Here is a 13,586-nt window from a genome sequence, read left to right as displayed (position 1 = left end):
TTGACGCGTCATATTAGCTGAAAAAGCGCAAATAGCGGCTCCTGTGTCCGTTAGTTTTGGCATAGCGTGCGACTTCAACGTGCGGTGTTACCAAGCTACGAGACTACCAATCCGGAGCAGCTCCCTAGTTGCAGAAAGTGCACTAGTTACCTCCCGGGCACCAGTCATTCCCCAACACAAGTTGCATCCCCAACACAAGTTGCATCCCCAACACAAGTTGCATCCCCAACACAAGTTGAATCCCGAACATCAGTCAGGTCCTGCATACAACGTCGCTCCCATCGAGCAAAGTTTGGCTAGTGCTAGTGTTTGCTGGGCGGCGTAACGGACCCTGGTTCCGTTATTCCTCCAAAAGGCGGCAAATTCGTATGCTAACGGACCGTGGTTCCGCTAATGTGCCAAATTGTCTTGAAATAATGTGTGTTTTGAGTAAATAAGGTCCTTTGTGTCCGTTGACGCGTCAAATTAGCTGAAAAAGCGCGAATAGCGGCTCCTGTGTCCATTAGTTTTGGCACAATGTCCCTGAGTAATGCCCTTGCACAATGTCCCTTCGTAATGTCCCTGAGTAATGCCCTCTGCGCAATGCCTGCCCCTTTTTTTAGTTCAAACAATCATAAACCAATATGCCAAGGGGTAATAATCGGCCTAAGTTTTACCGATCCATTTCTAAACGATTAAATAACATGAATATTTCAGCGTATACTTTATATATTTATATAAATTTAATAGGCGCCCAAAAGGCCGTATCCGCTCGAACCGCTCCAAACAAGCATAAAGACAAAAAAAAATTTTATATATTTATAAAAAGGTTTAGATTTAGTCGTTTACAATCTATATCCTATATGTTATTTTATATTTGCAAGCGGATTCATTCAAGTAATATAAAAACAATTTATGTTTAGTTGAAACGGAAGGTGAATAATTTGTCCACAACGTCAAAGTCAGCGTCAAAGCAGCAAGCACGGATGGTCGTAGACAAGGCATTCAAGATCGCGGAAGTAGACAAACGTATTTACGGATCCTTCATTGAGCATTTAGGACGAGCGGTATATGGGGGGATTTACGAACCTTCCCATTCTGCAGCAGATAATTTGGGCTTTCGCAGTGATGTGAAATCCCTTGTTCAGCAGCTGAATGTGCCGATTATTCGTTATCCTGGCGGGAACTTCGTTTCCGGCTACAACTGGGAAGACGGGGTCGGGCCAGTAGAACAGAGGCCAAAGAGGCTGGACCTTGCCTGGCGGGCGTTGGAGCCGAATGAGGTGGGCACGAACGAGTTCATGAACTGGGCGAAGGAGGTTGGCTCCGAGGTTATGATGGCTGTTAACCTCGGCACCCGGGGCGTCGATGCGGCCAGAAATCTGCTTGAATACTGCAATCATCCGGGCGGAAGCTATTGGAGCGACTTGCGCCGCAGTCACGGCTATGAGCAGCCGCATAAGATCAAGACCTGGTGTCTGGGCAACGAGATGGACGGCCCTTGGCAGATCGGGCAGAAGACACCTGTGGAGTATGGCCGCTTGGCTTATGAGACGGCTAAAGCGATGCGTCTCGTCGATCCCGATATTGAGCTCGTATCTTGCGGAAGCTCCAGCACGGGGATGCCGACATTCCCGGAATGGGAAGCCATTACGCTGGATCACACCTACGATGTGGCTGACTTCGTTTCACTGCATCAATACTATGGCAATAGAGACAATGATACCGCCAATTATTTGGCGCGTTCGATGGATATGGAGCATTTCATCCGCACTGTAGTCGCTACATGCGATTACATCAAAGCGAAGAAGCGCAGCAAGAAAACGATGTATCTCAGCTTTGATGAATGGAATGTATGGTACCACTCCAATCAGGCGGATAGGGAAATCGAGCCGTGGAGCGTGGGTCCGCCACAACTGGAGGACGTATATAACTTCGAGGATGCCCTGCTTGTCGGCAGCATGCTGATTACGCTTCTGCGGCATGCCGATCGGGTGAAAATGGCCTGTATGGCGCAGCTAGTCAACGTCATCGCGCCGATTATGACCGAGAATGGCGGAAGGGCTTGGAAGCAAACGATCTTCTACCCTTACATGCACGCATCGATTTATGGCCGCGGCGTATCGCTGCAGCCGGTCGTCGAATCTCCGGTCTATGACGCGCAGGATTACACCGATGTCCCTTATTTGGACAGCGCTGTCGTATATAACGAAGCCGAGGAAGAGCTGACCATCTTCGCGGTGAACCGCCACTTGGAGGAAGCGCTGGAGCTGAAGTGCGATGTGCGCAGCTTCGAGAACTACCGTGTGATAGAGCATATCGTGCTTGAGAATGACGATCTCAAAGCGGCAAATACCGCCGATAAGGAGAGAGTGAAGCCGCATTCGCATGGTAATGCAGCGTGCGAGGATGGCTATGTGAACACCCGCCTCTCCAAAGCCTCTTGGAACGTCATCCGATTAAAGAAGGCGTAGGAGCACACAGCGGGTCGTGACAGTCACAGCCAAGGCATAGCAACACATAGCAACACATAGCAGTTCCTAGCTGCTAGCAACGAAGCCATGTACAGCTACTCTACAGCTAAAGCGATACCAAACGAGTCAAACTGCTCGCAGCTAAACAGCCAAGACAGTGCTATGGCACTCATGGCAGTTTAGTCCAAACTACTACAAGCCGCAGTCACACGTAACCGCCGGATTAGCCCAATACACAACTTCTATGATCTGCACTTAAAAGAATATTTTAAGGAGGTCAACTATGAAGCAAAGATGGTTTATTGTGCTTGTTGTAATGTCAATGACGCTCGCATTGTTAGGATGCGGGCAGTCGCCTAAGAGTACGGGAGGAAAAACCTCGGTTCTCGACGGAGGGGCAAGTGAAGGGGCAACAGAATTGTCCTATTGGACATTCGTAGAACTACACGGTCAACATTTTGAGAAGATGCTTGGAAAATGGAATGAAGCCAACCAGGATCGGCAAATCAAGTTGAATGTGACAGTAATGCCTTACGATGACATGCATAATAAACTATCGATCGCCGTGCAAACGGGGGTTGGGGCTCCCGATATTGCGGATATTGAGCTAGGCAAGTTCCCGGACTTTCTGGCGGGGACTCCCCAATTGGTGCCCTTGAATGATGTGATCGACCCGTATCGCGACACGGTCGTGAAATCCAGGGTTGATCTGTACAGCAAGGACGGCCAAAATTACGGCGTGCCTACTCATGTAGGCGCATCGGTCGCGTTCTATAATACGGAAATTCTGGGGCAGGCCGGCGTCGACTACAAGACGATCGAGACCTGGGAAGATTTCAAGCAGGCCGGAATTAAAGTATACGAAGCCACCGGAAAATACATGGGTACTGCCGATACCAGCGCAACCTGGCAGACCTCGATGCTGCTTGCGCAGCAGGGCAGTGATTTTACGGATGAGGCTGGCAAGCCCATCGTAAATTCGGAACAAATGATCAAAGGCTTGACGATTTTGAAGGATTTGCAGGACAGCCATGTCATATCGACGATTGCCGGAGGGCAGCCGGATACCGAGGAAGCCTACGGCGAATTTAATGCGGGCAACTACGCGACTGCCTTTATGCCCCTATGGCAAATGTCGAGGTACACGAACTATATGAAGGATTTATCCGGCAAAATCGCGATCGCGCCGATTCCTGTCATTGAGAAAGGAATGCCACGCTCCGTAGGCGGCGGTGGTACGGGCACCGTCGTGACGAAGACAGCCAAGGATATTCAGCTGGCCAAGGACTTCCTGGCCTTCGCCAAATTGTCGCTGGACGCGAACAAGGAAATATGGAACACGCTTGGCTTTGATCCGGTAAACATGGATGTCTGGGACATGAAGGACGTCACACACAACCCAGACAACCAGTTCGTGCAATATTTTCAGAACAACCCCTTCGATGTTCTGAATGAAATCAAGGGCGAAATCCGGCTGATCAAATCGACCTCCGCGACGCCAACGATCAACAATGTTCTTTGCACAATTACCTTTAATGAAATATTTGAAGACGGCAAAGATATTAAGGAAGCCTTAGACGCAGCTCAAGCACAAATTGAACAAGAATTGAAATAGCAACCGCATTGGCAATCGCTTATTCATCAATTCGTGAGGGCTGCCCTTCCCAAGGGCAGCTCCAACTCAATTTCATAAAGGAGTAGTGCGATGATCAAAAAAATTCTCTACTCGCAAAAAGTCGCTCCCTACGTTTTCGTGCTGCCTTTTATCCTCGTGTTCTTGTTCTTCTGGGTCTATCCGCTGGGCAGCTCTTTTGGCATGAGCTTTCAGAAAATTCAGCTTGGACAGGAAGCCAGCTTGGTCGGTTTCAGCAACTACGAGAAACTGATGGGCGACGGCGTATTCCTCAAAGCCGTAACGAACAGCGCCGTTTACATGGTGCTCACCTTAGCCGTGCTGATTCCATTCCCGATGCTGTTCGCCGTGCTGATCAACAACCGATTCATGTGGGGGAGAGATTTCTTCAAATCCTCCTTCTTCTTTCCCGCGTTGACCTCGGTGGTTGTGGCAGGAACGATCTTCCGGTTGATGTTCGGGGAAATGGAAGGCTCTATGATCAACAGCGTGTTAGGATGGTTCGGGATCGGACCGGTGAAATTCCTGAAAGGGCAGGTTACCGGATTCGTAGCTCTGGTGTCGCTGGCGACCTGGAGATGGACAGGGGTCAATATGCTTTATTTTTTGGCAGGCCTCAAAAATATTCCGGACGAATACTATGAAGCCGCCTCGATCGACGGGGCTTCTCCCATCCAAAAATTCACGCGGATCACGATGCCTTTATTGAAGCCAACGACTATTTATGTGCTGACAATTAGCATTTATGCGGGTCTCGCGATGTTCATCGAGAGCATGATGCTGTGGAACGGTAATAATTCTCCTAAGAACATCGGACTCACCATCGTCGGATATTTGTACCGGCAAGGAATCGAGAAGAACAATCTTGGATATGCGGCAGCCGTTGGCATTGTGCTTTTGGCGATCACGATGATCATCAATTTGACGCAGCTGGCCTTTTCCGGGATGTTCAAGAAGGAGGAGTGACGAATGAGCAGGGAAATTTCCATTAAAATGATCCTCTTTGTCTTTTTCGCAATTCTATGCGCTCTGATTCTCATTCCGTTTTATGCCGTAACGATCGCATCCTTCAAGCCGGGCGAAGATTTGATTCGCTATGGGCTGAATTTGAGCTTCGACCTCTCGGTCATGAATTTTGATAATTTCGTCTATTTGTTCAGCGGAAACCACGCGTACTTCACCTGGTTTTTTAACTCGCTGCTGCTTACGATCGTCCAGGTGGTGCTAACCCTGCTCGTTAGCGCAACAGTGGCTTACGGGTTCTCTGCATACGAATTCAAGGGGAAGAACTTCCTGTTTATCTGCGTACTGTTAATCATGATGGTGCCGTTCGAAATCCTGCTGCTTCCCTTGTATACGCTGACCCATAATATCGGTCTTATGAACTCTTATTCAGCCATTGTACTGCCGGGCATCGCTAGCGCTGCGACGATCTTCTTCTTCAGGCAATATTTAAGAGGCGTACCGAAGGAGATCATTGCTGCGGGCCGGGTTGACGGGGCTACGGAATATGGGATTTACTTAAGATTGATCCTGCCCGTCATGAAGCCGTCTTTTGCCGCGATGGCGATTCTGAACGGCATGAACAGCTGGAATAACTTCCTGTGGCCGTTCATGGTGCTCAGTGATGCCGGGAAGTACACGCTTCCGATTGGCCTCAAGACGCTGCTCACGCCTTATGGAAACAACTATGACTTATTGATCGTGGGTTCGTTCTTTTCAATTCTTCCCATTTTTATTTTATTTGTAGCCTTCCAAAAATACTTCATCGATGGCATGACGGCCGGGGCGGTAAAAGGCTAGCCAGCCGCCCTATTCAATAGGTAAGAGCAACTAATCTCCTAATTTTATGAGGCACCGGTAGGTGCTTTTTTCTTAATTGCAAAGTTGGACAAGGTCACGGAAATCTATTTTTATTTTAATTAAGCATGAATGAATGCTTATATCATCCCATAAAACACCCTAAAACTTATCGAAAAGCAAATTAAACAAAGAGAATATAGAGCGTTTTTTCGATGTGTTATATATTTATATAAAACTAAATCCGAAAAACAAGCGGAAGTTTTATTTTTTTAGCCTTTTTAAGCGCAACAAATCAATTAGTTTTAAATAATTATAAAAAGTTTTATGTTTTATTGTTTACAATCTATGTTCTATATGTTATTTTATATTTGCAAGCGGATTCATTCAACTATTTAGAAATAGTTTTATATATAGTTGAATAATACGTAGGCTTAATACTTATATTTCATCCAGTGTTGAATCAATATTCATTAGGAGGGTTTATGGTGGTCAAGAAAAAAAGTTGGTTTACGCTCGTTTCGCTCATTTTTATTCTCTCAACTGTGTTGGCGGGCTGCGGAGGCAAAGGGAACGGTGAAGCAACCGGTAATAGTAACGGGAATGCAGGAAAGCCTTCGGGGACTAAAGAGCTGACATTTATGTACCGCGGGGGTACTGATGAGCAAAAGGCTTACACAGAAGTCGTCAAAAAGTTTGAAGCAGATCATCCTGGCGTAAAAGTGAAAATGGTCGTTACCGCGGCAGATCAGTATGCCACGAAGCTGAAAGCGGCAATCACGGGAAATAAAGTGCCTGACGTGTTTTATTTTGAATCCGGCGATTTGAAAGCCTACGTGAACAGCGGAATTCTTATGAACCTTACACCTTACCTGAATTATAACGAAGATATTCACCTCGATAACATTTGGAAATACGGTGTTGATTTATACCGCTACGACGGCGAGATGGCAGGACAAGGCGACGTCTACGGCATGCCGAAGGACGTTGGGCCGTTCGCTTTAGGATACAACAAGACGATGTTCGAGAAGGAAGGCATCCCGCTGCCGGACAATGACGTCCCGATGACCTGGGATGAATTTATCGAAGTGAACAAAAAGCTGACCAAGGATACGAACGGAGACGGGAAGATCGATCAATACGGGACAGGCTTTAACGTGAACTGGGTATTGCAGTCATTAGTCTGGAGTAATGGTGCCGACTGGATTGATGAGACAAAGACAAAAGTCACGATCGATGATCCGAAATTTGCGGAAGCACTGCAGTTCTTTGCAGACATGCAAAATGTCCATAAGATTACACCTTCCGCCGAAGATGCGCAAACATTGGATACCTACCAACGCTGGATGAAAGGCGAACTTGCCTTCTTCCCGGTAGGACCTTGGGATATGAGTACTTATGAAGAGCTTCCATTCGAATATGATCTGATGCCTTACCCTGCAGGTTCGACAGGCAAGTCCGCTACTTGGATAGGCTCGCTCGGAATCGGAGTTTCCGAGAAGACGAAATATCCGGAAGAAGCGGTCGCTCTGGTCAACTATTTGACCGCATCGAAGGAAGGCATGGAGATGCTGGTCAACGCTAAGGTGCAAATTCCAAACCTGATCGATATGGCCGACGAATGGGCTGCCGATACGTCCACGAAGCCAGCCAACAAACAGGAGTTCCTGGACATCGTAGGCGAATACGGCAGAGTGCTGCCGGGCCATTACACATACAATGCCGAATGGTACAACCTGTTCTTTACAGATATCCAGCCGGTCCTGGATGGCAAAATCACAGCTGCGGAATACGTGAAGCAGGAACAGCCGAAGATGCAGAAGCTGTTGGATAAAGCGATTGAACAGGAGCAAAAATCGAAGAAAAAATAACCGTTCTGCAAAATTAGCATTGTAATAATCCAGTATGCAAAATGATGTTAGTCACTGTGGTTATCATACAAAGGGGCTAACATCATTTTTTTCTGGAATCCGAAATAGAGGTGAACCGCATGAAAACCAAATCGAATCTCTATCGAAAAGAAAAAATGTATGGGCTGCTGTATGTGACTCCTCCGGTTCTGGGCTTTTTGCTATTTACCTTGTTTCCTGTAGCGTATTCGTTCTACGGTTCGTTTACCGACTGGGATGGCCTGGGGCAGATGGATTTCATCGGCCTAAGCAATTTCAAGGATTTGTTTACGGATGAACTTTTTCTCAAGGCCAGCTTCAATACGATCTTCATGATGATCGGAATTCCGATCGGGATCGTGCTCGCCCTGCTGATTGCCCTCGGATTGAACCGGGGCATACCAGGAACGACGACGTTTCGCGTCATTTATTATGTCCCGGTTATTTCTTCACTTGCTGCCATTTCCATCATGTGGAGCTGGGCCTTTAACGGTGATTATGGCCTAGTGAACCAATTCCTCGAATTGTTCGGCATTAAAGGGCCGAATTGGCTGATGAACAAGCATTCGGTCAAACCCGCTCTAATCATGATGACCGTGTGGAAAGGGCTTGGCTACACCATGCTCCTGTATTTGGCGGCATTGCAGAGCGTTCCCCGCTCCTATTATGAAGCGGCTGAACTGGATGGAGCCAACGGCTTCGCGGCCTTCCGACACATCACTTGGCCGATGGTCAAGCCGGTGACCTTCTTCATCGTCGTTACGAACATTATCGGCGGATCGCAAATTTTTACGGAAATCAATATTATGACCTCTACGGGGGGACCGGAATATTCATCGGCTTCCGTCGTGTTCTATATTTGGCAGAAGGCTTTCAGCAACCTGCAAATGGGTTATGCCTCCTCCATGGCAGTCGTTCTGGGCATATTCATATTTATTGTGACCCTGATTCAATTCAAAATGAACGAGAAATCATCCTTTGATATTTGAGCATGAGGGAAAGGAGAGAATATGAATATGTCTCATTCGACTAGAATCAAACTGACGAATACGATCATTTTCATCATATTGGCGATCGGGGCTGTTTTTATGATTGCGCCCCTACTATGGATGCTATCTACTTCTATTAAACAAAAATTAGATGTATTTGCTTTGCCTCCGGTGTGGATCCCTAGCAATCCGCAATGGGGCAAGTATTTGGAAATATGGGAAGCTGGTCCGCTGCTTAGCGGGATCCAGAACAGTGTCATCATAGCGGTCTCGGTTACGGTCGTAGGTACGTTTACCTCCAGCTTGGCCGCATTTTCGTTCGCGAAGCTCAGATTTCCCGGTAAAAACCAAATTTTTCTCATGCTGCTGTCGGCGATGATGATCCCTTATCCCGCAGTCATGATTCCGCAATTTATGATGTTCTCTAAAATCGGCTGGATTGATACTCTGCTTCCGCTTATCGTTCCAGGCCTATTCGGCAATATTATTATGATTTTCTTCCTGCGGCAGTATTTGATCAGTGTTCCGAACGAGGTCATTGAAGCAGCAAAAATCGATGGAAGCTCTTATTTCCGGCTTTTCTCGGCCATTACGTTTCCATTGATCAAACCTGCCGTGGCCGCTCAACTGATCCTGTGGTTCATGGGCATATGGAATGACTATTTGGCACCGATCATCTATTTGAATTCGCCCGAAAAAATGACGCTTCAGCTCGTCATAGCGAACTTTAATGCGACATATGCGATACAGACGGACTATCCGCTGATCATGGCGGCTTCCGTGATTGCTCTCCTGCCAGTGTTGATCATTTTCCTTGTGTTCCAGAAGCAAATTATTGAGTCTGTCGCTATTTCTGGAGTGAAAGGATAAGCGAGTCTACAAGGGGTGAATGACAATGAATTTTTCTATATTTCCCGATTCGCCGGGTACGATGGCGATGTACGATAAGTCGATTCTTCATGCGGAACAGAAATGGACGATTAATAATGCCCACGATCCTGGCATTGTCAAAACGGAAGACGGCTATTATATATTCTCCACGGACGTCAAAGTCGGAGGAGAACCGCAGCCGGGAGTAATGGTGCGTAAATCCCAAGATCTTATCCGCTGGCAATGGGTCGGATATGCGCTGCCGGGTATTCCAGAAGAGGCTGGAGCTTGGACCGGCGCGGTCAATTTATGGGCTCCCGACGTCGTGAAGCACGGCGATGAGTATCGTCTCTACTATTCTGCTTCCACATTTGGCAGCAGGCAGTCCATGATCGGTATGGCAACTTCGCAATCGATCGAAGGCCCGTGGAAAGATCGGGGCGCTGTGCTTAAGACGAGAAGCGAGGATGTCTTGAATGCTATCGATCCTAACATTATTACGGACGCCGACGGGCGGATGTGGATGGTGTACGGTTCTTTTTTTGGCGGAATTCACATTATCGAGCTTGATCCGGAGACGGGGAAGCCTAGCGAGGAAGGATTCGGCACGAGAATAGCCGTACGCGACCCTATTACGGAAGACGGAGCGGTGGAAGGGCCTTATATCATCTATAACGAGAAATTCAACAAATATTATTTGTTTGTATCCTATGATTCTTTATTCGAGGATTATAACGTGCGAGTGGCTCGTTCGGACTCTATTACCGGGCCTTATGTGGACTATAACGACCGGGAAATGACGGATACCGAATTCGAGCCGCAGTATGAGATCGGCAATAAAATTCTCGGCGGCTACAAGTTCGGCGAAGACGAGGGCTGGATTGCACCAGGCCACAATTCCGTTCTCAAGGACGGAGACGAATATTATATCGTGCATCATGCCCGCGGAGAGGCAGATAAGCATTGGTCATATCTTCATATCCGCAAAATATTATGGACGGAGGACGGTTGGCCTGTCGTATCACCGGAGAGATATGCCGGAGAGAAGGAGCAGGACATACCGGAAACGCTAATCGCTGGGGAATGGGAACGTATTGAAATCGATCCGTGTATCGACGGAATGATCGAGTCGGATCAGCTTGCCCTTCACCCCAAAGGAAAGCTGGAAGGCAGCCGGGGACAAGGGACATGGAAATTCGATGGACAGAGAACGGTGACTATGGCATGGGACGATGTTCCCGAAGGCGAGGGGAGAAGCGCAAGCGTGCAGCTGCTTCCTTCATGGGATTGGGAAAAAGGGGGGCAAACCCTCGTATTTACCGGATTGGATGAGCGTGGAGTTTCAATCTGGGGCAAGCAAAAGGCCCAACCAGAGAGCTGAGCCTGCCCTGGGTTTAAACAATATGATTTCACAAAGGAGAAACCAGATGATGACAAACCAGGAGTTTAAAAATCCAATTGTAGAGCAAAGGGCAGATCCTTGGGTTTACTTGCATAGCGACGGATATTATTACTTTACGGCTTCCGTTCCGGAGTACGATCGGATCGAGGTCCGCAGATCTCGGACGATTCAGGGCCTTAGCGAGGCACAGCCCGTTGTAGCTTGGAGGAAATATGACACCGGGCCGCTTAGCGCAAACATTTGGGCCCCGGAAATTCATTATATACAGGGAAAATGGTATATCTACTTCGCTGCTGCGCGAACGACGGAGACGAAGGACGGCTTGTTCGATCACCGGATGTACGTTCTGGAGAACAGTTCAGCCAACCCGCTCGAAGGAACTTGGGTAGAGAAGGGGCAAGTTCGCACCCGCTGGGAATCTTTTGCCCTGGACGCGACCGTGTTCGAGCATCGGGGGGATTTGTACTATGTCTGGGCGCAGAAAGATCCTGAAATTGACGGCAACTCGAATATGTACATTTCCAAAATGAGCAATCCGTGGACGCTGACGGGAGAGCAAACGATGATTTCTACCCCGGAATATGACTGGGAGATCATTGGTTTCAAAGTGAATGAAGGAGCAGCCGTCTTAAAGCGCAACGGAAAAATATTTATAAGCTACTCGGCCAGCGCCACGGATTACAATTATTGTATGGGACTATTGTACGCAGACGAAGATGCTGATCTGCTTGATCCGCTAGTCTGGTTCAAATCCCCGGTTCCCGTCTTTCAGACTAATGAGGAGCACGGGCAATATGGTCCGGGACACAACAGCTTTACGGTTACGGAGGACGGCCAGGACGTCATTGTCTACCATGCCCGCAACTATAAAGAGATTACAGGGGATCCCCTGTATGATCCAAACCGGCATACGCGCGCCCAAATCTTCCATTGGAATGAGAACGGGACGCCGAACTTTGGGGAACCATTGCCGGATGCGCAACGAGCTCGGTAATTTGCTGCTTGTCTAATAAAGGGAAAATATTATTTTTCATCTGGAGGGCATCATTTTGAAAAATTACGTGATCGTCAACGCGGACATCCACAAAGGAACCATCAATAAGAATATTTATGGCCACTTCTCGGAGCATCTGGGCCGTTGCATTTACGAGGGGATTTGGGTTGGCGAGGACTCCCCGATCCCGAATACGAAAGGAATTCGCAATGACGTTCTCCAGGCGTTGAAGCAGATCAAGATTCCGGTGCTGCGCTGGCCGGGAGGCTGCTTCGCCGACGAATATCATTGGAAGGATGGCGTCGGTCCAAGGGAAAACCGCAAGCGCATGGTCAACACGCATTGGGGCGGCGTGGTCGAGAACAACCATTTTGGAACTCATGAGTTTATGCTGCTCTGCGAGCTGCTGGAGTGTGAGCCGTATATTTGCGGCAACGTGGGGAGCGGAACTGTTCAGGAGATGTCGGAATGGGTCGAATATATGACCTTTGACGGCGAATCCCCCATGGCGAACTGGAGACGCGAGAATGGCCGGGAAGAGGCTTGGAAGCTGAAGTATTTTGGAGTGGGGAATGAGAATTGGGGCTGCGGCGGAAATATGCGTCCGGAATACTACGCTGATTTGTACCGCCGATATCAAACTTATGTGCGTAATTACGGGGACAACAAAATTTATAAAATCGCCGGCGGGGCGAATGTGGACGATTATAACTGGACCGAAGTATTAATGAAGAACGCGGGCTGGCTTATGGACGGATTAAGCCTGCACTATTACACGATTCCGGGGGATTTCTGGCTGGGCAAAGGATCGGCCCTCGATTTCCCGGAGGACGAGTGGTTTATTACGATGAAGAAAGCTCTTCATATGAATGAATTGATCAGCAAGCATAGTACGATCATGGATAAATACGATCCGGACAAACGCGTAGGGATGATCATCGACGAATGGGGCACCTGGTTCGATGTCGAGCCAGGAACGAATCCGGGATTCCTGTATCAGCAGAACACGATTCGGGATGCACTGGTGGCTGGCTTGCACTTCAATATTTTCCATAACCACTGCGACCGTGTGCAAATGACGAACATTGCCCAGACCGTAAACGTGCTGCAGGCGATGATTCTAACGGAAGGCGAGAAAATGCTGCTTACGCCGACCTACCATGTGTTCGATATGTACAAAGTCCATCAGGACGCCGAGCTGCTGGCCGTCGATTCAACCTTCGGCGAGTACGAATACAACGGAGAGAAGCTGCCGCAAGTTACAGTTTCCGCCTCCCGAGATACTGCAGGCAAAATCCATATCAGCTTATGCAATATCGATCATCTGCAGGAAGCCGTGCTCGACCTTGATCTTCGCGGTATCGATGCAACTGGTGCGAAGGTATCGGGAACGATCATCACGGCCGACAAGATGAACGCCCATAATACCTTCGAGCAGCCGGATGCCGTTAAGCCGGCAGAATTCACCGGAGCTGCGGTACAGGGCAATAAGCTGGCGATCAAGCTGCCAGCCATGTCCGTCGTCACGATTGCTGTAGAGTAACAGCTCATATAAG

At 48.3% G+C, this 13,586-nt stretch carries 10 protein-coding genes; all 10 read left to right on the top strand.

Features of this window, described 5'->3' with window-relative positions; all coding sequences use genetic code 11:
- Nucleotides 1-965: 965 nt before the first annotated feature.
- The 10 genes from arfA to ACYUJT_RS23410 all read left to right on the top strand — a co-directional run bounded on the left by arfA (nucleotide 966) and on the right by ACYUJT_RS23410 (nucleotide 13,573).
- Nucleotides 966-2,453, top strand: coding sequence for an arabinosylfuranosidase ArfA (arfA, locus tag ACYUJT_RS23455; protein WP_460326975.1), 1,488 nt, complete (start codon nucleotides 966-968; stop codon nucleotides 2,451-2,453).
- 283 nt (nucleotides 2,454-2,736) lie between these two features.
- Nucleotides 2,737-4,068 (top strand): ABC transporter substrate-binding protein, encoded by a 1,332-nt coding sequence (locus ACYUJT_RS23450; protein WP_460326966.1) that lies wholly within the window; start codon nucleotides 2,737-2,739, stop codon nucleotides 4,066-4,068.
- Nucleotides 4,069-4,158: 90 nt separating this feature from the next.
- Nucleotides 4,159-5,052, top strand: a complete 894-nt coding sequence (locus ACYUJT_RS23445; protein WP_460326964.1) for a carbohydrate ABC transporter permease — start codon at nucleotides 4,159-4,161, stop codon at nucleotides 5,050-5,052.
- A 3-nt stretch (nucleotides 5,053-5,055) separates the two neighbouring features.
- A complete protein-coding gene (locus tag ACYUJT_RS23440) occupies nucleotides 5,056-5,889 on the top strand; it encodes a carbohydrate ABC transporter permease (protein ID WP_460326962.1) in 834 nt (277 codons plus the stop codon).
- Nucleotides 5,890-6,371: 482 nt separating this feature from the next.
- Complete coding sequence (locus ACYUJT_RS23435) at nucleotides 6,372-7,757, top strand: ABC transporter substrate-binding protein (protein ID WP_460326960.1); 1,386 nt, start codon at nucleotides 6,372-6,374, stop codon at nucleotides 7,755-7,757.
- Nucleotides 7,758-7,876: 119 nt separating this feature from the next.
- A complete protein-coding gene (locus ACYUJT_RS23430) occupies nucleotides 7,877-8,764 on the top strand; it encodes a carbohydrate ABC transporter permease (RefSeq protein WP_460326958.1) in 888 nt (295 codons plus the stop codon).
- A 27-nt stretch (nucleotides 8,765-8,791) separates the two neighbouring features.
- Complete coding sequence (locus tag ACYUJT_RS23425; RefSeq protein ID WP_460326954.1) at nucleotides 8,792-9,634, top strand: carbohydrate ABC transporter permease; 843 nt, start codon at nucleotides 8,792-8,794, stop codon at nucleotides 9,632-9,634.
- A 25-nt stretch (nucleotides 9,635-9,659) separates the two neighbouring features.
- Nucleotides 9,660-11,015, top strand: coding sequence for a family 43 glycosylhydrolase (locus ACYUJT_RS23420; protein WP_460326952.1), 1,356 nt, complete (start codon nucleotides 9,660-9,662; stop codon nucleotides 11,013-11,015).
- A gap of 46 nt (nucleotides 11,016-11,061) precedes the next feature.
- Nucleotides 11,062-12,030, top strand: a complete 969-nt coding sequence (locus tag ACYUJT_RS23415; protein WP_460326950.1) for a glycoside hydrolase family 43 protein — start codon at nucleotides 11,062-11,064, stop codon at nucleotides 12,028-12,030.
- A 55-nt stretch (nucleotides 12,031-12,085) separates the two neighbouring features.
- The gene (locus ACYUJT_RS23410) at nucleotides 12,086-13,573 is read left to right on the top strand and encodes an alpha-N-arabinofuranosidase (protein WP_460326948.1); all 1,488 of its coding nucleotides are present in this window, start codon (nucleotides 12,086-12,088) and stop codon (nucleotides 13,571-13,573) included.
- Nucleotides 13,574-13,586 lie beyond the last annotated feature (13 nt).

It is taken from the genome of Paenibacillus sp. YSY-4.3 (assembly GCF_054767475.1).
This window is presented reverse-complemented; position numbering and strand designations above follow the sequence as displayed.